The organism is Pseudomonas lundensis (assembly GCF_002269125.1).
GTDB lineage: Bacteria > Pseudomonadota > Gammaproteobacteria > Pseudomonadales > Pseudomonadaceae > Aquipseudomonas > Aquipseudomonas lundensis_A.
Genome location: NZ_NQKI01000017.1, coordinates 45,290 through 70,358 on the forward strand (window position 1 = coordinate 45,290; position 25,069 = coordinate 70,358).

Annotated in this window: 19 protein-coding genes; 7 read left to right on the top strand and 12 right to left on the bottom strand. The window is 58.9% G+C overall.

Annotated features, from left to right (window positions below; genetic code table 11):
- Window positions 1–15 precede the first annotated feature (15 nt).
- From gltB to pilM, 9 genes are all read right to left on the bottom strand, one after another.
- Window positions 16–4,464, bottom strand: a complete 4,449-nt coding sequence (gene gltB / locus CJF39_RS12425) for a glutamate synthase large subunit (RefSeq protein ID WP_094993689.1) — start codon at window positions 4,462–4,464, stop codon at window positions 16–18.
- A gap of 332 nt (window positions 4,465–4,796) precedes the next feature.
- Window positions 4,797–6,404, bottom strand: coding sequence for an AAA family ATPase (locus CJF39_RS12435; protein WP_094993690.1), 1,608 nt, complete (start codon window positions 6,402–6,404; stop codon window positions 4,797–4,799).
- Window positions 6,405–6,414: 10 nt separating this feature from the next.
- Window positions 6,415–7,515, bottom strand: coding sequence for a 3-dehydroquinate synthase (gene aroB / locus CJF39_RS12440; protein WP_094993691.1), 1,101 nt, complete (start codon window positions 7,513–7,515; stop codon window positions 6,415–6,417).
- A 148-nt stretch (window positions 7,516–7,663) separates the two neighbouring features.
- Entirely contained in the window at window positions 7,664–8,182 is a 519-nt protein-coding gene (gene aroK / locus CJF39_RS12445; protein ID WP_094993727.1) for a shikimate kinase AroK, read from the bottom strand.
- A gap of 4 nt (window positions 8,183–8,186) precedes the next feature.
- Entirely contained in the window at window positions 8,187–9,572 is a 1,386-nt protein-coding gene (locus CJF39_RS12450) for a type IV pilus secretin PilQ (RefSeq protein WP_094993692.1), read from the bottom strand.
- A gap of 12 nt (window positions 9,573–9,584) precedes the next feature.
- Entirely contained in the window at window positions 9,585–10,103 is a 519-nt protein-coding gene (locus tag CJF39_RS12455) for a pilus assembly protein PilP (RefSeq protein WP_169965921.1), read from the bottom strand.
- A 5-nt stretch (window positions 10,104–10,108) separates the two neighbouring features.
- Window positions 10,109–10,729: a type 4a pilus biogenesis protein PilO gene (locus tag CJF39_RS12460; protein ID WP_094993694.1), complete on the bottom strand. Its 621-nt coding sequence runs from the start codon at window positions 10,727–10,729 to the stop codon at window positions 10,109–10,111.
- A complete protein-coding gene (locus CJF39_RS12465; protein WP_094993695.1) occupies window positions 10,729–11,295 on the bottom strand; it encodes a PilN domain-containing protein in 567 nt (188 codons plus the stop codon). Before CJF39_RS12465 ends, CJF39_RS12460 begins: the two co-directional genes overlap by 1 nt.
- The gene (pilM, locus tag CJF39_RS12470; protein ID WP_094993696.1) at window positions 11,295–11,978 is read right to left on the bottom strand and encodes a type IV pilus biogenesis protein PilM; all 684 of its coding nucleotides are present in this window, start codon (window positions 11,976–11,978) and stop codon (window positions 11,295–11,297) included. Before pilM ends, CJF39_RS12465 begins: the two co-directional genes overlap by 1 nt.
- 205 nt (window positions 11,979–12,183) lie before the next feature.
- On the opposite strand from pilM, the gene CJF39_RS12475 reads away from it, so the two are divergent.
- Window positions 12,184–14,607, top strand: coding sequence for a penicillin-binding protein 1A (locus CJF39_RS12475; RefSeq protein WP_432760242.1), 2,424 nt, complete (start codon window positions 12,184–12,186; stop codon window positions 14,605–14,607).
- Between the two features lie 141 nt (window positions 14,608–14,748).
- Here CJF39_RS12475 and CJF39_RS12480 read toward each other — a convergent pair whose 3' ends face one another.
- From CJF39_RS12480 to rpmE, 3 genes are all read right to left on the bottom strand, one after another.
- Window positions 14,749–16,017 (bottom strand): malic enzyme-like NAD(P)-binding protein, encoded by a 1,269-nt coding sequence (locus CJF39_RS12480; protein WP_094993698.1) that lies wholly within the window; start codon window positions 16,015–16,017, stop codon window positions 14,749–14,751.
- A gap of 181 nt (window positions 16,018–16,198) precedes the next feature.
- Window positions 16,199–17,026 (bottom strand): thermonuclease family protein, encoded by an 828-nt coding sequence (locus CJF39_RS12485; protein WP_094993699.1) that lies wholly within the window; start codon window positions 17,024–17,026, stop codon window positions 16,199–16,201.
- 5 nt (window positions 17,027–17,031) lie between these two features.
- A complete protein-coding gene (gene rpmE, locus CJF39_RS12490) occupies window positions 17,032–17,259 on the bottom strand; it encodes a 50S ribosomal protein L31 (protein WP_047272986.1) in 228 nt (75 codons plus the stop codon).
- A gap of 217 nt (window positions 17,260–17,476) precedes the next feature.
- On the opposite strand from rpmE, the gene CJF39_RS12495 reads away from it, so the two are divergent.
- The 6 genes from CJF39_RS12495 (at window position 17,477) to CJF39_RS12520 (ending at window position 24,940) form a co-directional block, all read left to right on the top strand.
- The gene (locus CJF39_RS12495) at window positions 17,477–19,696 is read left to right on the top strand and encodes a primosomal protein N' (RefSeq protein WP_094993700.1); all 2,220 of its coding nucleotides are present in this window, start codon (window positions 17,477–17,479) and stop codon (window positions 19,694–19,696) included.
- A gap of 209 nt (window positions 19,697–19,905) precedes the next feature.
- Complete coding sequence (gene argS, locus CJF39_RS12500) at window positions 19,906–21,642, top strand: arginine--tRNA ligase (RefSeq protein WP_094993701.1); 1,737 nt, start codon at window positions 19,906–19,908, stop codon at window positions 21,640–21,642.
- A gap of 1 nt (window position 21,643) precedes the next feature.
- On the top strand, window positions 21,644–22,336 hold the full coding sequence (locus CJF39_RS12505) for an SPOR domain-containing protein (RefSeq protein ID WP_047272983.1): 693 nt from the start codon (window positions 21,644–21,646) through the stop codon (window positions 22,334–22,336).
- 175 nt (window positions 22,337–22,511) lie between these two features.
- Window positions 22,512–23,042 carry an ATP-dependent protease subunit HslV gene (hslV, locus tag CJF39_RS12510; protein WP_016783176.1) on the top strand — a complete coding sequence of 177 codons (531 nt, stop codon included), beginning with the start codon at window positions 22,512–22,514 and terminating at the stop codon, window positions 23,040–23,042.
- 67 nt (window positions 23,043–23,109) lie between these two features.
- A complete protein-coding gene (gene hslU, locus CJF39_RS12515; RefSeq protein ID WP_094993702.1) occupies window positions 23,110–24,444 on the top strand; it encodes an ATP-dependent protease ATPase subunit HslU in 1,335 nt (444 codons plus the stop codon).
- 124 nt (window positions 24,445–24,568) lie between these two features.
- Window positions 24,569–24,940: a gamma-butyrobetaine hydroxylase-like domain-containing protein gene (locus CJF39_RS12520; RefSeq protein WP_432760243.1), complete on the top strand. Its 372-nt coding sequence runs from the start codon at window positions 24,569–24,571 to the stop codon at window positions 24,938–24,940.
- Window positions 24,941–25,069 lie beyond the last annotated feature (129 nt).

Sequence of the window (25,069 nt, forward strand, 5' to 3'; positions counted from 1 at the left end):
CTCTTCAGGCGCATATCACTGCGGGTTGGCACGGATGATGGAAAGCAACGATTTCAAGCTGGCAGCCTTGGGCTTGACCATCCAGAAACGACGCAGGTAATCATCAAGGTTTTCCGAGAGGTTGCGGCCCCACTCGCTGTCGGTTTCCTCGACGTATTCGTCCAGCACGTGTTGCAGGTGGTTGCGGTAGGCTTCCATCGCTTCGCCGCTGATGCGCTGGATTTCAACCAGCTCGTGGTTCACCCGGTCAACGAACGTGTTGTCCTGATCCAGCACGTAGGCGAAACCGCCGGTCATGCCCGAACCGAAGTTGTAACCGGTTTTGCCCAGTACGCAGACAAAGCCGCCCGTCATGTATTCGCAGCAATGGTCGCCCGTGCCTTCCACAACGGTGTGGGCGCCCGAGTTGCGCACAGCGAAACGCTCGCCCGCCGTACCAGCGGCAAACAACTTGCCGCCCGTGGCGCCGTACAGGCAGGTGTTGCCGATGATCGCACTGTCCTGGGTTTTGTAGACGCTGCCAGTCGGCGGCACGATCACCAGCTTGCCGCCCGTCATTCCTTTGCCTACGTAGTCGTTGGCGTCGCCTTGCAGGTAGAGGTTCAAACCACCGGCGTTCCACACACCAAAGCTCTGACCTGCCGTCCCTTTGAAGCGGAACGTGATCGGTGCCTTGGCCATGCCCTGATTGCCATGGGTACGGGCGATTTCACCGGAGATCCGCGCGCCAATCGAACGGTCGCAGTTGCAGATATCGAGTTCAAACTCGGCACCGCTCAGGTCGTTGATCGCCGGGCGTGCCATGTCGAGCATTTTTTCGGCCAGCAGGCCTTTGTCGAACGGCGGGTTGCGGTCCACCTCGCAGAACTGCGGCTTGTCGGCAGGCACGTGGTCGCTGCCCAGCAACGGGGTCAGGTCGAGGTGATGCTGCTTGGCGGTTTCGCCCGGCAGGATGTCCAGCAGGTCGGTACGACCGATCAACTGTTCAAGGCTGCGCACGCCGAGCTTGGCCAGCCACTCGCGGGTTTCTTCGGCCACGTAGGTGAAGAAATTGACCACCATGTCGACAGTGCCGATGTAGTGGTTTTTACGCAGGGATTCGTTCTGCGTCGCCACACCCGTGGCGCAGTTGTTCAAGTGGCAGATTCGCAGGTATTTGCAGCCCAGGGCGATCATTGGCGCGGTGCCGAAGCCGAAGCTTTCAGCACCCAGGATTGCCGCTTTGATCACATCGAGGCCGGTTTTCAGGCCGCCGTCGGTTTGTACCCGCACTTTGCCGCGCAGGTCGTTGCCGCGCAGGGTCTGGTGGGTTTCAGCCAGCCCCAGTTCCCACGGTGCGCCCGCGTATTTGATGGAGGTCAGCGGCGAAGCACCGGTGCCGCCGTCATAACCGGAAATGGTGATCAGGTCGGCATAGGCCTTGGCCACACCGGCTGCAATCGTGCCGACCCCGGCTTCCGCCACCAACTTGACCGAGACCAGCGCTTTGGGATTGACCTGCTTGAGGTCAAAGATCAGCTGCGACAAGTCTTCGATCGAATAGATGTCGTGGTGCGGCGGAGGCGAAATCAGGGTCACGCCCGGTACGGCATAACGCAGCTTGGCGATCAGGCCGTTGACCTTGCCGCCCGGCAGTTGCCCGCCCTCACCCGGTTTGGCGCCCTGGGCTACCTTGATTTGCAGCACTTCGGCGTTGACCAGATATTCCGGCGTGACACCGAAACGGCCAGTGGCCACTTGCTTGATTTTCGAGCTCTTGATCGTGCCGTACCGCGCCGGGTCCTCACCGCCTTCACCGGAGTTGGAACGTGCGCCCAACCGGTTCATGGCTTCAGCCAACGCTTCGTGCGCCTCGGGCGACAATGCGCCCAGCGAGATACCGGCAGAGTCGAAACGCTTGAGGATGGATTCCAGCGGTTCAATCTCTTCGATGGCCAGCGGCGTATCGAGTGTTTTGACCTGCAACAGGTCGCGGATCATCGACACCGGGCGCTTGTCGACCAGTGACGTGTATTCCTTGAACTTGTTGTAGTCGCCCTGCTGCACAGCGGCTTGCAGGGTAGCAACCACGTCCGGGTTGTAGGCGTGGTATTCGCCGCCATGCACGTATTTGAGCAGCCCGCCTTGCTGGATCGGCTTACGCGCGCTCCAGGCTTCGGCGGCCAGCAGTTTTTGCTCGGCTTCAAGGTCGACAAAACGTGCACCCTTAAGGCGGCTCGGCACGCTACGGAAGCTCAGCTCGCAGATTTCTTCAGACAAGCCGATGGCTTCGAACAACTGCGCGCCGCGGTACGACGCGATGGTCGAAATACCCATCTTCGAAAGGATTTTGAGCAGGCCTTTGGTGATGCCTTTGCGGTAGTTCTTGAACACCTCGTAAAGGTCGCCCAACACTTCGCCTGTGCGAATCAGATCGCCCAGTACTTCGTAGGCCAAAAACGGATACACCGCCGACGCACCAAAGCCGATCAGCACCGCAAAGTGATGCGGGTCACGGGCGGTCGCGGTTTCGACCAGGATGTTGCTGTCACACCGCAGGCCTTTTTCTGTCAAGCGGTGGTGAACCGCGCCGACCGCCAGCGAAGCGTGAACCGGCAACTTGCCTGGCGCGATATGACGGTCACTGAGGACAATTTGCGTACGGCCCGCGCGGGCAGCCTCTTCGGCCTGATCCGCGATGTTGCGCACAGCCGCTTCGAGCCCGAGGCTCTCGTCGTAATTGAGGTCGATGATCTGACGCTCAAAGCCCGGCAGGTCGAGGTTCATCAACGAGCGCCATTTGGCAGGCGAGATGACCGGCGAGCTGAGGATCACGCGCGAGGCGTGTTCAGGGGATTCCTGGAAAATGTTGCGCTCTGCACCCAGGCAGATTTCCAGCGACATGACGATGGCTTCGCGCAGCGGGTCAATGGGCGGGTTGGTGACCTGCGCAAATTGCTGGCGGAAGTAGTCGTACGGCGTACGCACGCGCTGGGACAGCACGGCCATTGGCGTGTCATCGCCCATGGAGCCGACCGCTTCGTAGCCCTGCTCGCCCAGTGGGCGCAGCACCTGATCGCGTTCTTCGAACGTGACCTGATACATCTTCATGTATTGCTTGAGCTGATCGACGTCGTAGAACGCCGAACCGTGGTCGTGGTCATCGATGGTGGCCTGGATGCGCAGGGCATTCTTGCGCAGCCATTGCTTATACGGATGACGCGACTTCAGGCGGTTGTCGATGGCGTCGGTGTCCAGCACCTGACCGGTTTCGGTGTCGACAGCCAGAATCTGGCCCGGCCCTACGCGGCCTTTGGCGATCACGTCTTCAGGCTGGTAGTTCCACACGCCGACTTCCGAGGCGATGGTGATGTAGCCGTTGGTGGTCGTGACCCAGCGCGCCGGGCGCAGGCCGTTGCGGTCGAGCAGGCAGACGGCGTAGCGGCCGTCGGTCATCACCACACCTGCCGGGCCGTCCCACGGCTCCATGTGCATGGAGTTGTACTCATAGAACGCCCGCAGGTCGGGGTCCATGGTTTCTACGTTTTGCCAGGCAGGTGGAATCAGCATGCGCACGCCACGGAACAGGTCGATGCCGCCGGTGACCATCAATTCCAGCATGTTGTCCATGCTTGAGGAGTCAGAGCCCACGCGGTTAACCAGCGGGCCGAGTTCGTCCAGATCACCGATCAGGTCGTTGGCAAACTTGGTGCGACGGGCCAATGCCCAGTTGCGGTTGCCCGTGATGGTGTTGATCTCTCCGTTATGGGCGAGAAAGCGGAACGGCTGGGCCAGCGGCCATTTCGGCAAGGTGTTGGTGGAGAAGCGCTGGTGAAACACACAGATGGCGGTTTGCAGGCGCTCGTCACTGAGGTCCGGATAAAAGGCGGTGAGGTCCGCCGGCATCATCAGGCCTTTATAAATGATGGTCTTGTGGGAAAAACTGCAGATGTAATGGTCGGTGTCGGCAGCATTGGTTACTGACGAACGACGACGTGCGCTGAACAACTTGATCGCCATGTCCTGATCGCTCAGGCCTTCACCGGCGATGAACACCTGTTCAATCTGCGGCAAACGCTCCAACGCCAGACGACCCAGCACGCTGGTGTCGATGGGCACCTTGCGCCAGCCCACCAATTGCAGGCCGGCCGCAAGGATTTCGCGGTTCATGTTGTTGCGGGCCGCTTCGGCCTTGATCGGGTCCTGGTTGAAAAACACCATGCCGACCGCGTATTGCTTGGGCAAATCGCTGCCGAACTGTTGCTTGGCGACTGCACGCAAGAACAGATCAGGTTTTTGAATCAGCAGGCCACAACCGTCGCCGGTCTTGCCGTCTGCGTTGATCCCACCGCGGTGGGTCATGCAGGTCAGTGCCTCAATGGCTGTTTGTAGAAGGGTATGACTGGGTTCGCCCTGCATGTGGGCAATCAGGCCGAAACCACAGTTATCCTTGAATTCGTCGGGGTGGTACAGACCTGCTTTCATAGACACTTTCTCACCAGGCTGCCCCAAAAAGGGGCAAATTTCTTTTTAATTCAACCACTTGCTTCCCGCGCTGAACGTACGCCAGCTTGGCAGGGGCAAAAGGGTGGTCATTCTACACACCGCCAGAAACGCCCACAAATTAAGCGGCGATTAACCGTAAATTCGTGTCGCATTTGTGAAAGGTTTAAAGAGATTACTTGTGCTAGTCAAAACATTTTTGATGTTGACCGCCACAAGGCGCAGACACCACAAGGCACACGGCCAAAAAGCCGCATGCTCAAGCAGGAATGTTAGGTGTGAAGCACGGCGACCTGGGTAAGGTCGCCGGAGCATCAGCGAGCTGCTGCCAGTTCTTGTTGGACGCTGGCGACAGTGCGAGGCCAAGGTTTACCAGCCTGAATCTTCGCTGGCAAGTTCTTGATGGCGGCAGTGGCCGCGGCGTGGCTTGGGAAATTGCCGTAGGTCACGACATACAACGGTTTGCCGTTAAGCATTTTTTTGAAGTAGCGCGATTCTCCGCCCACTTCTTTGACGACATTTTGCGCAGAGGCTTCAGAGCTGGTGCCGACGATCTGCACCACATAGTTGCCCGCTGGCTGGCTGGAGTACCAGCTGCTGCCCGGTGCGGCCTTGGCCAGGGTGACGGGTTTATCTGCCGGTTTGGCTGCGGGTTTGGCCACAGGCGCAGGGGTTGGCTTGGCAGCCGGGGTCGGGGCGGGGGTCGGCTTGGCCGCAGCCACTGGCGCCTGCTGTACCGGACGTGGTGCCGGAGCAGGTGCCGGAGCAGGTGCCGGCACGGGCTCAGCGCCCGCAGGAACGCCGACAGGTGGTGCCGTGGTGGTCACGGTAGGTGGCACATCAGCGCCCCCTTCAACCGCAGGCACGCCACCGTCATCGCCTTCAGAAATACCACCGGCCGCCTCGGCCAGCGGACCGCGCATCACCGGCTGCGACTGACCGACCAGCGGCAGCGGCATGGGCTGCGAAGAACCGGCGAAATCTACCGACGGGTTAGCGCCAGCATTCGGCGCGGCTTGCCCCAGCGGCAACTGGGCCTGTTCAGCATTTGGGGTGGTCGGCGTTTTGCCGCGACCCGGAATCAGGATGGCAGCGGCGACGGCCACTACCACTACGGCACCAATGGCCAATACGTGTTTTTTCGGCATGTTGAACCCCATACTTGGACGCTTGACCGCAGTGCGGCTGGCAATCATGGCTTCGATCATTGCATCGCGGGCAACCTGGTTGATGTTCCCAGGCCAGCCGTCGGAGCTCTCGTGAATATCTGAGATCTGTTGCGCGCTCAAGAGTTCGATTCCGGCCCCGGCGCCTTCAAGACGCTGCGCCAGGTATTCGCGGGTCTCTTCTTCGCTATACGGCTGCAATTCGATGACGTGGAAGCGCTCTTCGTCCGCGCTGAGCTGCTCAAGACCGGCGATCATCGAAGGCTCGCCAAACAGGAACACATGCGGTCGGCCTTCAGGCGTCCCGGCCGCCAGCGCCAGCAGGGCTTCGAGCGCCGAGTCGTCAAGCTGCTCGGCATCATCGATCAGCAAGTAAACTTCCTGGCCGGTCAGGGCCAGTTGCACCACTTGCGCCAGAATTGAGCCGATGTCGGGGTTGGCGACATTCAGGGTTTGCGCAATCTGGCGCATCACACCGGCCGCATCACCGGCGCCACGCGCTGAAACCACGACACTTTGCACCGACTGTTTGTTGGTGCTGGCGACCAGCGCCTGACGCAACAACGTCTTGCCGCTGCCTTCAGGCCCGGTGACTACCAGCAGCAGCTGGCTGTAACGGGCGAGGTGGTGCAACTGCCCCAGCACCGGCTTGCGCTGGGCCGGGAAGAACTTGAACCCTGGCACCCGTGGAGCAAAGGGGTCGTGGTTGAGTTGAAAGTGACCGAGAAACGCCTCGTCGGCATGCAAACTAGTCATCGGGATCTTATTAACCTTTGAGCTGAGCCAGCGCGCGGTAATCCGCACCCAGCGTGGCCTGTAGAACCTCTTGTGGATAATCGTCGGTCACTGTGGCTTCGCCCATGCGGCGTAACAGCACCAGGCGCAAGCGGCCGTCGATCACTTTTTTATCTATTGCCATGTGTTCCATGAAATCGGCAGGCGTCATCTCGGTGGGCGGCACCACCGGCAGACCCGCACGCTGGAACAGGCGAATGCCACGGTCACGTTCGGCCTCGGTGATCCAGCCCAGACGCGCCGACATCTCCAGCGCCATCACCGTGCCAGCCGCCACAGCCTCTCCATGCAACCATACCCCGTAGCCCATGTGGGTTTCGATGGCATGGCCAAAGGTGTGGCCCAGGTTGAGGGTGGCGCGCACGCCCGACTCACGTTCATCGGCACCCACCACGGCGGCCTTGGCTGCGCAGGAACGCTGAATGGCCGTGGTCAGCGCGGCCTGATCCAGGGCGCGCAAGGCGTCAACGTTTTCTTCCAGCCAGGTCAGAAAAGGCTCGTCGCAAATCAGGCCGTACTTGATCACTTCCGCCAGCCCTGCCGACAGTTCGCGTGCTGGCAAGGTGTTCAGGCTGGTGGTGTCGATGAGTACCAGATTTGGCTGGTAAAACGCGCCCACCATGTTTTTGCCCAGCGGGTGATTGATGCCGGTTTTGCCGCCTACGGACGAATCCACTTGCGACAGCAAAGTGGTCGGCACCTGAATGAAGTCGACCCCGCGCTGGTAACACGATGCGGCAAAACCGGCCATGTCACCGATCACGCCACCACCCAGTGCAATGACCGTGGTGCGCCGATCATGGCGCGCCGTGAGCAAGCCATTGAAAATCAGCTGCAGGGTTTCCCAATTTTTGAATGATTCGCCATCGGGAAGAATGATCGGCAGCACCGAATAAGCCGCCAGGCTGCGGGTCAGACGCTCGAGATACAGAGGCGCTACGGTTTCGTTGGTCACAATTGCCACCTGGCGCCCGGCGATGTGCGGCGCCAGCAGCTCAGGCTGATCCAATAAACCCTCGCCAATATGAATCGGGTAGCTGCGCTCGCCTAGATCAACCTTCAGTGTCTGCATGAATCCCCGCATTGAAAAAGGACGGCTGGCGCCCTGTTTCGCAATTATCAAGTGTTGGCAGCGCCGGTGGGGACGCTGCCCAGTAGCTTTGGGTCATACCGCTTGCGGGCAGGACCGGCGCCGAGGATAGCGCATTTTGTACCAAGCTTTAACGAGGAGGAAGCTGGGCCAGACGCTCCAAAATGTCCAAAACCACCATCCGCGGCGGCCGTTCATCGGTTTCGACCACCACATCGGCGATTTCACGATAAAGCGGATCACGAATGGCGAGCAGATCGCGCAGGATTTTCTCCGGATTCGCATTGCGCAACAGGGGGCGATTACGATCGCGCGACGTACGCGCCACCTGCTGCTCGATGGAGGCATGCAGATACACCACGCGCCCACCTGCATGCAGGAACTTACGGTTTTCAGGCCGCATCACGGCCCCGCCCCCAGTTGCGAGCACAATGCCATCTTCATGGCACAACGCTTTAATCATGGCCGTCTCACGATCACGAAACCCCGCCTCACCTTCTTTATCGAAGATCCACGGGATATTCGTGCCGGTGCGCAGTTCGATTTCCTTGTCGGAATCTTTGAACGGCAGCCGCAGTTCCTTGGCCAGCAAACGTCCAATGGTGCTTTTACCCGCGCCCATCGGCCCAACAAGAATCAAATTTCGCACAGAATCAATGACTCGCAGCAATCGCCAGGTCGTTCATGATACGCGGAGTCAAGAACACCAGCAGCTCGGATTTTTTTTCGAGGACAAGGTCCCGACGGAAAAGTCGGCCAACATACGGCAGATCGCCCAAAAATGGCACTTTATCTACCACGTTGCTTTGCGTATTTGAGAACACGCCCCCAATCACGATGGTTTCTCCGTCTTTGACCAGCACCCTCCCGCGCACTTCGTTCTTCTTGATGGGCGGTACGTTGTTGACCATGTTCATGTAGTCCGGCTCGTCTTTTGTCACCACCACCTGCATGAGGATGCTGTTGTCCGGTGTGATCTGCGGGGTCACTTCCAGTGACAGCGAGGCTTCTTTGAACGACACGGAGGTGGCGCCGCTGGAGGTGGATTCCTGATAGGGAATTTCAGTGCCCTTCAGAATTTTTGCGGTCTCCTTGTCAGAAGTAACCACCTTGGGCTGCGAGATGATTTCGCCATTGCCCGTCTTTTCCATGGCGCTCAATTCGAGGTCCAGCAAGACATTGTTGGTGATGAAAGCGATGCCCAACCCTGAGGTGTGATTGGCAACGCCCAAGTCCACGAACGGTGCGCTGACTTCAGCGGCGCCCTCTACAACGGGCTTGTTGATGCCTCCTGCTTTCCAATTGCCCGCATTACGAATCTCGCCACCCCATCGCACGCCCAGTTTCTTTTCAAAATCTACCCCTGCTTCGACAATACGCGCCTCAATCATCACCTGACGCATGGGTACATCCAGTTGCGCCACGATGCGCCGTAGTTCGCCGAGCCGCTCGGCAGTCTGGAACGCGATGATGTGGTTAGTGCGCTCATCCACAGTGATCGAGCCTTGCCCTTCCACGCCTGAGGCATGGCCGGTCGCAGACTGAAACAGCTTGGCGATGTCCGCAGCCTTGGCGTGATTGACCTGCACCACCTCCCGACGCAAGGGGGCAAGGTCGGCTATCTGGTTACGTGCCTCCAGCACCTGACGCGCCTGGGCGGCTATTTCATCCGCTGGCGCAATCAACATCACATTGCCTTCCATGCGTTTATCCAGGCCTTTGCTTTTGAGTACCAGGTCCAGCGCCTGATCCCAGGGCACGTCTTGCAGGTTGAGCGTGACATTGCCTTCAACGCCATCGCTGACCACCAGGTTGAACCGGGTAAAGTCCGCAAGAATCTGCAGCACCGTGCGCACTTCAATGTCCTGAAAGTTGAGCGACAGCAGGTCGCCCTCGTAGGTTTGAGCCTTGGCCTGCTCAGGCTGAACAACCCAAGGCGTCGACGCATCAGGGAGTATCAAAGGCGCACTGGCCAACACTGCCTGTGAATTCAGCGCACTCCATAGCGCCAGTCCACAGACCGGGAAAATCCTTTTCATGGTTTATTTCCGTTAAGACTGCTGTTTCAAAGGAATCGTCAGGGTTCTTTCCAGCCAACCGCCCCGACCATCAGAAATCACTTCAAACACTTCAACGTGCTGCGGGTTAAGCGCGACAATCCGGCCGTTATGACGACCCAAATAGTCACCGGACTGCAAACGATGCACGACACCCTTGGCGCGTAACAGGACGTTGTCCTGATACAGGTCCGACAAGGTGCCAACCATCTCGAACTGCTCAAGATCAATGTCTTCCAAAACGCTTTTGCTGCGTCCCTCATGGTCACTGTGGTCTGCATCACTCACCTGCCAGCGAGCCCCTTCCACCCCGAACGCCCCCTGAAAAGGGCTGCGCAGTGCAGTGGCTTCGTAGATAAACGCTCGGTGCTGCACACGGGTTGGCAGGGGGGGCACGGGAATGCCATCAATGGCTTGAAGCGCATGCAGTTCACGCTCCAGCGTCTCAATACCCTGAGGGTTGTCGCAACCCGCGAGGCTTGCCAGCGCACCGGCCAGCACACATCGATACATCACACTCACGGGATCAGTCCTTGATCATTGGCGCGATAGGTTTTGGCCAGTAACGTCATGCGCAATGGGCCATTCGCTGCCGGGGTGGCAGCCGTCAGGGTGAAATCATGCACGGTGACGATCCGGGGTAAATCCGCAATACCACTGAGAAAAACCCCAAGGTCGTGATACCCGCCCACCACCATCAATTGCAGGGGAAGTTCGCTATAAACGGGTTGTAGTGTTTCAGGCAGCCACTGGATCTGTTCGATGATCAGGCCGCTGTTCTGGGCGAGCCGGGACACTTCGTCCAGCAAACCCGGCACTTGGGATTGACGCGGCAGTTGCCGCATTACATCGTCGAAGGCCGCTTGTAGCGCTTCAAGATGCCGGCGATGGTCAACCAGTGACGCAGCCTCACGGGCACGGGTCGCCAATTGAGCAGTGAGTTCGGGCTCGGCATTGCGCTGCTCATGGAACCGGGCCAGCCCCGACTTCAGCCAGAGCCCATACCCCGTCAGCAGAAGCAGCGCCACGAGACCGGCTGCCACAACTGCTTTACGCCGGGCCGACCACATCCCGGCGTGTTTGAGATTCAATTCTTGCAGGTCAAAAGTACGCAGGCTCTCCAGCCATTGCGCGCCCATCAAAACTGCCCGCCATCATGGCCGTTTTGGGATTGCAGCACGGTCATCTGAAATAACCGTGCCTGGCTGTCCCCCTGCCCATCTTTGGCCCGCACCTCAATCAGCGTGGGAGCCTCCAGCCAATGTGAGGCGTCCAGATTGCGCATCAACTCGGCAACCAGTGCAGTGGACTGCGCCACCCCCGTAATCGCAATGGTGCGTTCGACCATCTTCACGTCGGTGAAATACACACCTTCCGGCAAACTGCGCGCCAGTTGATCGAACACGATGCTGCTGCCGGAGCGATTGCCTTGCAGTGTTTCGATGGTTTGCATGCGCTCCAACAATTGCTCACGGCGCACTTTTAACTGATCGATCTGCTGCGCACGTCCATCCAGTTGGACCATTGAACTTCGGATCAGATCATTACGCGCCAACTGTCGCTCCACAGCGCGGTCGACGAAATGATCCAGCACAAACAACCCGGCAGCCGTCACCACCAGCAACGCCACCAGCATACCCACATACCTTTTGCGACGCTTTTCGCGCAGCCACTCACGCCATGGCAACAAATTGATTCGCGCCATCAATCGAACCCCCTCAAGGCCAGACCACAGGCTGTCAACAGCTGCGCAGCATCGCAGAAGAGCGCTTCGGGTGCGAGGCGAGGATTCACGTTCACCCCGGCAAGCGGGTTGTCAGGCTGATAACCGGGCAAGCCACTCAACCATTGCACGCCCCGGGCATGGGCGTGATCGCGCACCTCAATGACCTTCGCCTGCAAGCCGGCACCCGCCAGCACCGATTGATGCCATTCAAGCGCTTGCTGGCGGCACACAGCCAGCAACACGCTGATGCGGTGCGGGTTCTCGAGTGAAGGCCCCAGCACTTGGAAATCAAGTGCGGCGTCATCAAGGTCATACGGAACGTACTGTTCGGCCTCAAGGCGCACATGCAGTTCGAGGTCCTGCTCGCTCAGGCCCGGTTCCACCTCGATGATTTTGCAAATCACCTGCGTGTCGGGCATTGATATCGCAGCGCTGCGTGCCTGTATGCCCGCTTTGTTCAACGCGATAGACACAACCTGCGCGACACTTTTTGCCGTAAGACCTGTCAGATCGTGCAACGGCATGACTGGCAAGGGCTCCATGGCATAGGCTTCAAGCTGATAGCCACTGCGTGAGCGGCTTAATTCGACGATATTGATCGAGTCTGGTCCAACCTCGACACCCGCGTAACGCTGAGGTTTTTTTGTGAACAATCCGGGCACAGCTATTTTCCCTAATGCAATCCGTGGCTTACGGAGGGTGAAAAATGAGATCCGTTCATAATCCGTTCCGACATGAGGTCCCTGACGCCCATGACCGAAAAATGCTTATAATGCCGGGCGTTTTTTTCCGCATTGTCGACCCGGCGCGCCTGCGCACAACCCTGACGTGCAACCCATTTCTTAATCTGGAAATCCAAAAGCCTTGATTCGTCTGCTGAAGTTTTTCGGGTGGTCATTCGTTGCTGTGATCTGCGGGCTCGTGCTCGGGTTAAGCGGCGCGTTTCTCTATCTTAGCCCTGGCTTGCCGTCTGTAGAGTCGTTGAGAAGCATCCAGTTGCAGATTCCTTTGCGGGTCTACACCAGCGACGGCAAGTTGATTGCAGAGTTTGGCGAAATGCGCCGCTCTCCGATCAAGTTCGCCGACATTCCCCCCAATTTCATTAATGCCTTGCTGTCGGCTGAAGATGACAACTTCGCCAATCATTACGGGGTCGACCCCAGCAGCCTGATGCGTGCCGCCACCCAGTTGGTAAAAAGCGGACACATACAATCGGGTGGTAGCACCATCACGATGCAGGTGGCGAAGAACTATTTCCTATCCAGTGAGCGGAGCTTTTCCCGCAAAACCAACGAAATCCTGTTGGCACTGCAAATCGAACGCGAGCTGACCAAGGACGAAATCCTTGAGCTGTACGTGAACAAGATTTACCTGGGTAATCGCGCCTACGGCATCGAATCGGCCGCCCAGGTGTATTACGGCAAATCGATCCGCGATTTGAGCCTGGCGCAAATGGCCATGATCGCAGGCCTGCCCAAAGCCCCCTCGCGCTTCAACCCGCTGGCTAACCCGGTGCGCAGCAAAGAGCGCCGCGACTGGATTCTGGGCCGCATGTACAAGTTGGGCAAAATCGATCAGGCCAGCTACGAAGCTGCCATTGCCGAGCCGGTCAACGCCAGTTATCACGTGCCGACACCGGAAGTGAACGCCCCTTACATTGCCGAGATGGCCCGCGCCGAAATGGTCGGTCGTTATGGCAGCGAGGCCTACACAGAAGGTTATCGCGTCACCACCACGGTGCCGAGCGACTTGCAGGAACTGGCCAACAAGTCTGTCGAAGACGGGCTGATTACCTACGACCAGCGCCACGGCTATCGCGGCCCTGAATCACGCTTCCCGGGCAAGACGCTGGCCGTATGGAAGCAAGAGCTGGCCAAGCAGCGCCCGATTAGCGGGCTTGAGCCTGCCATCGTGACCGAGGTCGACAAAGATGGCCTGCACGTCCTGACCCGCACGGGTGAAGGCCGCGTGAGCTGGGACAGCATGAAGTGGGCACGACGCTTCCTGAACACCAACAGCATGGGCCCGATGCCCAAGCAGCCAGCCGACGTGGCGCAGGTGGGCGATCTGATTCGCGTCCAGCCACAACCCGATGGCAGTTTCAAGTTCAGCCAGGTGCCGACAGTACAAGGCGCGCTGGTCTCACTTGACCCGAACAATGGGGCCATCCGCGCATTGGTGGGCGGTTTCGCGTTTGAGCAGAGCAACTACAACCGTGCAATGCAGGCCAAGCGTCAGCCGGGTTCGAGCTTTAAGCCTTTCATTTACAGCGCGGCACTGGATAACGGCTATACCGCTGCCACGCTGGTGAACGATGCGCCCATCGTATTTGTTGACGACTACCAGGACAAAGTCTGGCGGCCGAAAAACGACAACAACACGTTCCTCGGCCCTATCCGTGTTCGCGAAGCGCTGTACAAGTCGCGCAACCTGGTGTCTATCCGCCTGCTACAGAGCCTGGGCGTCGACAAGACCGTCGACTACATCAGCAAATTTGGTTTCAGCAAACAGGACTTGCCGCGCAACCTGTCGCTGGCGCTGGGGACCGCGACCTTGACGCCCATGGAGATCGCCATGGGCTGGAGCACCTTTGCCAACGGCGGTTACAAAATCACGCCTTACCTGATCGACAAGATAGAAAGCCGTAACGGCGAGACCCTGTTCGTGGCCAACCCGCCGAGCGTACCGAAAAACGCCAGCAAGGATGTACCGCCTGAAGCCGAAGAACTGACCATCGACACGATCAATGCCGCGCCGGGCCTGCCAACTACTGAAACCCAGGCCGTGGCCGAGCGCATCGTCGACGGGCGCACCACGTATATCCTGACCAGCATGCTGCAGGACGTGATCAAGCTCGGTACCGGCCGTCGCGCCTTGTCGCTGGGCCGCACTGATCTGGCCGGTAAAACCGGTACGACCAACGAATCCAAGGATGCGTGGTTCTCGGGCTATAACGCCGATTACGTGACCACGGTATGGACCGGTTTCGACCAGCCCGAAAGTCTTGGACGCCGTGAATATGGCGGCACGGTAGCGCTGCCGATCTGGATCAACTACATGGGCGGCGCGCTGAAAGGCAAACCGGCGCATACCCAGGCCGAGCCCGAAGGGATTCTCAGCCTGCGGGTTGACCCAATCAGCGGCCGCGTCGCGTCACCGGGCACACCGGGTGCGTACTTTGAACTGTTCAAAAGTGAAGACACGCCACCGTCCAACAGCGAGCTGGGCAATGGCGTTGCACCAGGCAGCCCGCTGCCCGCTGAGGATGGCGCCCCGATCGACCTGTTCTGACGGTATCGCACCCACCAGAGGCCGAGCCCCAAGGGATCGGCCTCTCACGCTTAAACACTGCACGCTGGGATGCCCCTTCTGCAGAACCAAAAAAGCCCCGGCACTCGCGTGCCGGGGCTTTTTGTTTAGCGCTGTCGCAATTTAGCCGTTGAACACGTCATCCACGCTTTTGAGCGGGTAGTTCTTCGGGTACGGCAGGGTTGCAACACCGGTCTCGATGGCGGCTTTGGCCACAGCGTCGGAGATCACGGTGATCAGGCGAGCGTCCATTGGTTTCGGAATGATGTACTCACGACCGAATTCCAGCTTGATACCGCCGTAGGCGTCACACACGTCCTGTGGCACTGGCAGCTTGGCCAGTTCGCGCAGGGCGTTGGCCGCAGCGATCTTCATCTCTTCGTTGATGCGCTTGGCGCGAACGTCCAGTGCCCCACGGAAGATGAACGGGAAACCCAGCACGTTGTTGACCTGGTTCGGGTAGTCCGAACGGCCGGTGGCCATGATCACGTCGTCACGGGTGGCGTGCGCCAGTTCCGGGGCGATTTCCGGGTCCGGGTTCGAGCATGCGAACACGATCGGGTTGGCCGCCATGGATTTCAGGCCTTCAGCGCTCAGCAGGTTCGGACCGGACAGGCCGACAAACACGTCAGCGCCTTCCAGGGCGTCAGCCAGGGAACGCTTCTCGGTGGCGTGGGCAAACACTGCCTTGTACTGGTTCAGGTCATCACGGCCGGAGTGAATCACGCCGGTACGGTCAACCATGAAGATGTTTTCGATGGTTGCACCCATGCTCACCAGCAACTTCATGCAGGAGATGGCTGCAGCGCCAGCGCCCAAGCAGACGATTTTGGCGTCAGACAGGGTTTTACCGGCGATTTCCAGGGCATTGATCATGCCGGCTGCGGTCACGATTGCAGTACCGTGCTGGTCATCGTGGAATACCGGGATGTCGCACTGCTCGATCAGAGCACGTTCGATCTCAAAGCACTCAGGGGCCTTGATGTCTTCGAGGTTGATACCGCCGAAGGTGATGGAAATGCGTTTAACCGTGTCGATGAAAGCCTGAGGGCTCTCGGAATCGACTTCGATATCGAACACATCGATACCGGCGAAGCGCTTGAACAGTACGCCCTTGCCTTCCATCACAGGTTTGGAAGCCAATGGACCGAGGTTACCCAGGCCCAGAATGGCGGTACCGTCGGAAATAACGGCAACCAGGTTGCCCTTGCCAGTGTACTTGTAGGCCAGCTCGGGATCGCGGGCGATTTCGCGCACTGGTTCGGCTACACCCGGGCTGTATGCCAACGCGAGATCGCGGGCAGTTGCGGTGGCTTTGGTGAGCTCGACACTCAGTTTCCCTGGACGGGGCTGGGCATGATATTCGAGAGCGGCGGTTTTCAAATCAGACATGTGGGCATTCCGCTTTTTTGCTGTTGGACAGACGGATCGCCGAGCATACGCGTGTCGTAAAGTCCCGACAAGACTGGCCGGTCAGCAGTGTCAAGGGCTTTACCCTACGACTTTGGGCCAAGACCCGCAGCCAGCAAGGGCTTGAGTGTTCACAATCTACATTTAAAATTGTCTACAATTTTTAGCGAAAACCGACTTTTAGCATTCCCGGATGCGTCAAAGGCAACATCCAGCGTGCCTGCCCCGCTTTCAAATTACCCCGGCGCGAGCGATCAAGCACCCAACCGCGCGCCTCTAGTTGCCTTCCCTGCAATCGCGATAGGGTTTTTGGGTCGAAACTGGCCAAATGATTGGGTGCAATGTGCAACACCAAACCCCCATCAAGGTCGATCCAAAATCCACCGCGATTGCGTTGAACGTTGCGCACTGTACCGCTCACGAGCACGAAGCCCGAGCGGCTGATTTGCGACGGCGCCAGCACTGGCGAATGCCGCCACAACCCCGCCCCGGCCGAACGCGCGCGCTGTTCGGCCGTTTGTTGGCACGCCAGCAGTTCTACGTTGGGCGCAATTGCGACCTGATAGGCGAGGCCGTCGGCCAGCAGTTGCGCTTCAAAATTGCTGCCATCCGCGCCGAACACGTGGGCAAGCGTGCGACCGTAGCGGTCTTTGGCCTGCTTGCCCATCAGCAACCCGACGCGTCCGTCGCTACGTGCTACCAAGGCCTGCAAACGCTTGCGGGCAGCATCAGCATAGGGCTCGGCGCTCTGGCCTTTTTTACCGGTTTCCGGCGCATTGAGGCCGATCATCCGCACACTGCGACCGTCTTTGAGCCGCAGGGTGTCGCCGTCGACCACGCGCTCCACCTGAGCTGGCGTTACAGCACGCGCCGCCGGGCACAATACCTCGGCCTGAACGCAAGAAAGCCAAATCGCGGGCACAAAAAAGGCGCCCGCAAGGGACGCCTTTTTCAATAACCCGGTCAGACCCAAGAGCCTGTCCAGAGTCATACGCCTTACTCGGCGGCTTTTTTGGTAGTACCGAAAGCACCGAAACGAGTTTTGAAACGATCAACACGACCGCCAACGTCCAGAGTTTTCTGCTTACCGGTGTAGAACGGGTGGCACTCGTTGCATACGTCAGTGTTCAGTGGCTTGCACAGGTTCGAACGGGTTTCGAACTTGTTGCCGCAGCTGCAAGTTACTTCGATGACTTCGTACGCTGGATGGATATCGGCTTTCATGGGTATTCCTCAGGCTAGCGTGCCGCCACTCAACACCATTGTTGAATACCGCACGTAAATTAGGGCGCCGATAATACCAGACCTTTGCATTGACGCAAGCGGCCAAGCATGCTCCCTCCAAAATCATTCATCTTTAAACGGCCTGCCTTTTAGTCCCGAAGTGCTTTGTCTGCTAGTCTCCGGGCCATCTTTGCCGTTCATCACTTGAGAGCCCCGCGTGCCCGACGCCATTTTGCGCCTTGCCCTGCCTTCCCCCTTGCGCCGCTTGTTTGATTACCGGGCGCCTGCGGGCGTACGCCGCGATCAACTGCAGCCGGGCATGCGCTTGCGGGTGCCGTTCGGTCGACGCGAGATGATTGGCATGTTGGTAGAAGTGGTCGATCACAGCGATGTGCCCGCCGACAAACTCAAGCCCGCGATTGCACTGCTTGATACCACCGCGCCCCTGCCCCCTTCGCTGTTCAAACTTTGCCTGTGGACGTCGCAGTATTACCAGCACAGCCTGGGCGACACCCTGAGTTGGGCATTGCCGGTTCTGTTGCGTCAGGGCGAATTGGCCGAAGCGCGTCAGGAACGCTTTTGGCAGGTGGCTCCCGGCGCTCGCTTGGACGACCCGCGCATCGCCCGTGCACCCCGTCAACGGGAGGCGCTGGCGACCTTGTCGCAGCATCCGCATGGCGTTGCACATCAGTTGTTGAGCAAGCTGATGCTGAGCAAAGACAGCCTGGACCTGTTGTTGGCCAAAGAGCTGGTCACCGTGGAAATCCGCCGTCATGCCCCAAGCGAGCGCCACGAGCACTGGCTGGCGCAGCCCGAACTGCCACTCAACAGTGAACAGCGGGCCGCGTATGAGGCCATCCACGCCGGGCTCGGCAGCTTTCACGCATTTTTGTTGGCCGGGGTAACGGGCAGCGGCAAGACCGAAGTGTATTTGCAGCTGATCCGCGAGACGCTGGAAGCCGGCAAGCAAGCGCTGGTGCTGATCCCGGAGATCAACCTCGGCCCGCAAACCCTGGCCCGCTTCGAGCAGCGCTTCAATGCGCGCATCGCGCTGGTGCATTCGGCGGTCAATGACCGTGAACGCCTTGAAAGCTGGCTGGCCGCCCGGGATGGCGAAGCCGACATTATTATTGGCACCCGCTCGGCACTGTTCACCCCGATGAAAAACCCGGGACTGATCATCATCGACGAAGAACACGACGGCTCTTATAAACAGCAGGAAGGCTTGCGTTATCACGCCCGCGACCTGGCACTGGTGCGAGCACGACAGGAAAACATCCCGATCGTGCTCGGATCTGCCACCCCGTCTCTGGAAAGCCTGCATAACGCCTACACCGGCCGTTATGGTTTGCTGCGCCTGAATGAACGCGCTGGTGGAGCCAAACAGCCACGCTTCCTGCGGCTCGATGTAAAAAGTCGTCCGCTGGACAGCGGCATTTCCGGGCCGATGCAACAAGCGATTGGTCAGACGCTGGCAGCAGGTCAGCAGGTGTTGGTGTTCCTCAATCGCCGGGGTTTTGCACCCACGTTGCTGTGCCATGACTGCGGCTGGATGTCGGAGTGCCAGCGCTGTGATGCGCGCATGACCGTTCATCAGCGCTCGGGGGAGTTGCGCTGCCACCACTGTGGCTATGTCGAACGTGTCCCGCGCAATTGCCCGCAATGCGGCAAGGTTGACTTACGCCCCGTTGGCGCGGGCACCGAGCGCGCCGAAGAGCGGCTGGGGATTTTGTTCCCGGACTACCCGGTGCTGCGTGTCGACCGCGACAGCACCTCACGCAAAGATGCGATGAACCAACTGTTCGCCACCATCCAGAAAGGCAAACCGTGCATTTTGATCGGCACGCAAATGCTCGCCAAGGGCCATCACTTCCCGCGGGTCACACTGGTGTCAATTCTGGACGCCGATGGTGGTCTGTTTTCCGGTGATTTTCGCGCCAGCGAGCGCATGGCGCAGTTGATTGTGCAGGTGGCCGGACGTGCCGGGCGCGCCGAAGAGCCGGGCAAGGTGATTATCCAGACCCACCTGGCCGACCACCCGCTGCTGATCCAGCTGACAGAGCAAGGCTACTTCGCCTTTGCCGAGCAAGCGCTCAGTGAACGCCGCGCGGCCGGGTTGCCACCGTTCGCGCACCTGGCCTTGTTGCGGGCCGAAGCCCATAAACCGGGGCAGGCCGAAGGGTTTCTGGATGAAGCGTGCAGCGAGGCCGAACGCCTGTTGGGCGAACTGAACCTGACCGGCGTCGAACTGCTTGGCCCAGTGCCCGCGCCAATGGAACGCCGTGCCGGGCGCTACCGCGCTCAATTATTGTTGCAGGCCAATGCCCGTGCGCCGTTGCACCGGTTGCTAAGTCAATGGCTGTTGGTGCTCGAACAAATGCCTGGCGGACGACAAGTGCGCTGGTCGCTGGACGTTGATCCGGTTGACCTCTATTGACCGCACAGTTGTTGATCGAGAGCAACTGCGCCCCTATCTATATAGGCACCCTTGAAGGTGTGAACGGATCCCGGATCACGAAGGGATCGCCACCACAGATCCATTACCCGACTGCCAAGGTTGGCAAGGCCGACCCGGCAACGGATAATGCCCAGTTTTTCCACCTGCGCAATGAAGCGCTACCGCGCTTGCGGTCGAAAGAGAAGACCATGAAAGACACCATTCGCCAGCTTATTCAACAAGCCCTTGCTCAACTCGTCACAGAAGGTGTGTTGCCTGAAGGCCTGACGCCAGCGATTCAGGTGGAAAACGCCCGTGACAAAACCCACGGTGACTTCGCCAGCAACATCGCCATGATGCTGGCCAAGCCTGCGGGCATGAAGCCGCGTGACCTGGCTGAAAAAATCATCGCTGCCCTGCCGGCCGATGAACAAATCAGCAAGACTGAAATCGCCGGCCCCGGTTTCCTGAACTTCTTCCAGAACACCCAGGCGCTGGCATCGCGTCTCGATGCCGCGCTGGCCGACGAAAAAATCGGCGTGCGCAAGGCCACCCCGGCCATGCGCACCGTCATCGACATGTCCGCCCCCAACCTGGCCAAAGAAATGCACGTTGGCCACCTGCGTTCGACCATCATTGGCGACGGCGTAGCCCGCGTGCTGGAGTTCCTGGGCGACGAAGTGATCCGTCAGAACCACGTAGGCGACTGGGGCACCCAATTCGGCATGCTGATGGCCTATCTGGAAGAGAACCCGATCACCAGCAACGAGCTGTCTGACCTCGAAAACTTCTACCGTGCCGCTAAACAGCGTTTTGACGAGTCGCCCGAGTTTGCCGACCGTGCCCGTAGCCTGGTGGTCAAGCTGCAAGCCGGCGACCCGGATTGCCTGGCGCTGTGGTCCAAGTTCAAGGACATCTCGCTGTCACACTGCCAGAAAATCTACGAACTGCTGAACGTCAAACTGACCATGGCCGACGTCATGGGCGAAAGTGCCTACAACGACGACTTGATCAACGTGGTCAACGACCTCAAGGCCAAAGGCATGCTGGTCGAGAGCAACGGCGCACAATGCGTGTTCCTCGATGAGTTTAAAAACGCTGAAGGCGAGCCGCTGCCTGTGATCATCGTCAAGGCCGACGGCGGCTACCTGTATGCCACCACTGACTTGGCGGCCATCCGCTACCGCAGCGGCGTCCTCAAAGCCGACCGCGCGTTGTACTTCGTCGACCAGCGTCAGGCCCTGCACTTCCAGCAAGTGTTCGCCGTAGCGCGCAAGGCCGGTTTCGTGACGCACCCGATGGACATGGAGCACATGGGCTTCGGCACCATGAACGGCGCTGACGGCCGCCCGTTCAAAACCCGCGACGGTGGCACGGTCAAACTGATCGACCTGCTCAACGAAGCCAAAGAGCGCGCCTACACGCTGGTTAAAGAGAAAAACCCGGAGCTGCCGGAAGAAGAACTGCGCGCCATCGCCAAAGTGGTCGGCATCGACGCGGTCAAATACGCCGACTTGTCCAAGCACCGTGCCAGCGACTACAGCTTCAACTTCGATCTGATGTTGAACTTCGAAGGCAATACCGCGCCTTACTTGCTGTACGCGTACACCCGTGTGGCGGGCGTGTTCCGCAAACTGGGCAAAAACTTCAACGAAGTTGAAGGTCACATCGTGCTGCAAGCGCCTCAAGAGCTCGAGCTGGCAGCCAAGCTGGCGCAGTTCGGCGAAGTGCTGAACAACGTTGCCGAGAAAGGCACGCCGCATATTCTGTGTACCTACCTGTACGAAGTGGCCGGCCTGTTCTCCAGCTTCTATGAGAACTGCCCGATCCTGAATGCAGAAGACGAAACACAAAAGCAAAGCCGCCTGCGCCTGGCAGCCCTGGCGGGCCGTACCCTCAAGCAAGGTCTGGAATTGCTGGGCCTGGAAACTCTGGAGCGCATGTAAGTTGGCCGCCAAGAAAAAACCTGCACCCAAGCGCGGCGCCAGTCGGTATCAGGCGCCCGCCAAGCAACCGATTCCCGGTTGGCTGTGGATGGCCATCGGCCTGACCGTGGGGGCATTTATCGTGTTTCTGATGAAACTCGAACCCGGCAAGGGCGATGACGTCAAACGGGTCAAGCAAGAGCAGCAGAAGGCTTCGCAAACGGCGCAAGCCAATAAAACACCGCCAAGCCCGACGCAACCGGCCAAGCCTAAGTACGACTTCTACACGTTGCTGCCTGAATCTGAAGTGATCGTGCCGCCAGAAGCCGTGCCGGAGAAAACCCCGCCGACGCCGCAAACCGCGCCGCTGGCACCCGTGACTCCGGCTGAAGCGGCCAAGATCGACACCGCGCGTGCCCAGGCGGCATTGAGCGGCATCACACCACCGCCTGCGCCACCGGTGGCCAAAGCAGCACCGGTCACCAAGTTCTTCTTGCAGGCGGGCTCGTTCCGCAAACAAGCGGACGCAGAAAAAGTGCGCGCCCAGATCATCCTGCTCGGCCAGACCGCCACGGTCGAAGCCGGGACAGTGAAGGATGAAACCTGGTACCGCGTGCTGGTGGGGCCGTTCAGCAACCGCGACCAGCTCACCGTTGCGCAAAAGCAATTGGCGGGCAGCGGCTTTAGTAACCTGTTGCTACAGCAGCGCCGCTAACCCTCGTCAGCCCGCCGTGCCTGCAGATCCCACTCAGGATCTTCAGGCACAGGTTGGCTGGCGATTGTTGTTTCACCGCTCATCCACATTCCCTTCTCGCAGTTGAAATACTCGACTGCACCCCCATATGTATCTCCAACAGGCATTTTCGCCCCGCTGCGTGGAGACTCTTCCCTTGACCACCATCGTTTCAGTACGCCGTCACGGCAAAGTTGTCATGGCTGGCGACGGCCAGGTTTCACTTGGCAACACCGTCATGAAAGGCAATGCGAAAAAAGTCCGTCGTCTCTATCACGGTCAGGTCATTGCCGGTTTCGCTGGCGCCACCGCTGATGCATTTACCCTCTTCGAACGTTTTGAAGGACAACTGGAAAAACACCAGGGTCATTTGGTTCGCGCTGCTGTCGAGTTGGCCAAAGAATGGCGTACCGACCGCTCGCTGAGCCGCCTTGAAGCCATGCTGGCCGTTGCCAACAAAGATGCCTCATTGATCATCACCGGCAACGGTGACGTGGTTGAGCCTGAAGACGGCTTGATCGCCATGGGTTCGGGCGGTGCATTCGCTCAAGCCGCTGCACGCGCCCTGCTGATGAAAACCGAGCTGTCGGCCCGCGAAATTGCCGAAACCGCTTTGGGAATCGCTGGCGACATCTGTGTATTCACCAACCACAACATCACTATTGAGGAGCAGGACCTCGCTGAATAAACCGCTTGGCGGGTCAATTCATCGACCCGTTCGTGCCCTTCATTCAGCTAGAGGAACGCCAACTACTATGTCCATGACCCCCCGCGAAATCGTCCACGAACTCAATCGCCATATCATCGGCCAGGACGATGCCAAGCGTGCCGTCGCTATTGCGCTGCGTAACCGCTGGCGCCGCATGCAGCTCCCTGAAGAGCTGCGCGTTGAAGTGACGCCCAAGAACATCCTGATGATCGGCCCGACCGGTGTCGGTAAAACCGAAATTGCCCGTCGCCTGGCCAAACTTGCCAATGCACCGTTCATCAAGGTAGAAGCCACCAAGTTCACTGAAGTGGGCTATGTGGGCCGCGACGTCGAATCGATCATTCGTGACCTGGCAGACGCTGCAATCAAATTGTTGCGCGAACAGGAAATCGTCAAAGTTCGCCACCGTGCCGAAGACGCTGCCGAAGAGCGCATCCTCGATGCATTGCTGCCACCGGCGCGTACCTTTGGTGAAGAAGCTGCTGCCCCGCAGGATACAAACACTCGCCAGCTGTTCCGCAAACGCCTGCGTGAAGGCCAGCTGGACGACAAAGAGATCGAAATCGAAGTAGCTGATGCCGTTGGCGTCGATATTTCCGCGCCGCCAGGCATGGAAGAAATGACCAACCAATTGCAGAGCCTGTTTGCCAACATGGGCAAAGGCAAGCGCAAGAGCCGCAAGCTGAAAGTCAAAGAAGCCCTGAAAATGGTGCGTGACGAAGAAGCCGGCCGTCTGGTCAATGACGAAGAGCTCAAAGCCAAAGCGCTGGAAGCTGTTGAGCAACACGGCATTGTGTTCATCGACGAAATCGACAAAGTGGCCAAGCGCGGCAACGTGGGCGGCGCCGATGTTTCCCGTGAAGGCGTACAGCGCGACTTGCTGCCGCTGATCGAAGGCTGCACGGTCAACACCAAGCTGGGCATGGTCAAAACTGACCATATCCTGTTCATTGCTTCGGGCGCATTTCACCTGAGCAAGCCAAGCGACCTGGTGCCTGAGCTGCAAGGCCGTTTGCCGATCCGTGTCGAGCTCAAAGCGTTGTCGCCTGAAGACTTCGAACGTATCCTCAGCGAGCCGCACGCCTCATTGACCGAGCAATACCGCGAGTTGCTGAAAACTGAAGGCCTGAACATCGAGTTCATGCCTGAAGGGATCAAGCGCCTGGCCGAAATTGCCTGGAAAGTGAACGAGAAAACCGAAAACATCGGTGCGCGCCGTTTGCACACGCTGCTTGAGCGCTTGCTGGAAGAGGTGTCCTTCAGCGCAGGCGACATCGCCAGCGCGCAACAAGAAGAGCCGATCCGGATCGATGCCGAGTACGTCAACAGCCACTTGGGCGAGTTGGCAGAAAACGAAGACCTGTCGCGCTACATCTTGTAAGCCACGTGCCCGCAAGGGCAAACATGACACCTGTAGCCGCTGGCGCAGGTTGCGAAGAGGACTGAAGCCTGTTCGTGACCTGCACCCGCGGCTACGGTGTTTATGGAGACCAACGGTTATGACCATGATTCCGAACGCCATCAACCTGCATAAGGCCTCGAAAACACTCACGCTCAAGTACCACTCAGGCGAGGAATACCATCTGCCTGCCGAGTTCTTGCGTGTGCACTCACCGTCCGCCGAGGTTCAAGGCCACGGCAATCCAATCCTGCAAACGGGCAAGATCAATGTGGGGATCAACAAAGTTGAGCACGCAGGCCAATACGCGCTAAAGATCACCTTTGATGACGGGCACGACAGCGGGCTGTTCACGTGGGAATACTTGTATGAGCTGGGTCGGCGTCAGAGTGAGCTTTGGGACGACTACCTGGCTGAACTGAAAAAAGCCGGAAAGTCTCGCGATCCGTCCGAGTCAATCGTCAAATTAATGTTGTGAGAGGCTTGGCTGCCTGCTTTGCACACTGGCTGTGATTGACGACTCACACCAAACGGCTTTCATCGGCTAATTGCGAGGGTGCGCCGTAGCGGGGTCATACGCCAGGCGCAATCTCGTGCTGCTCGTCAG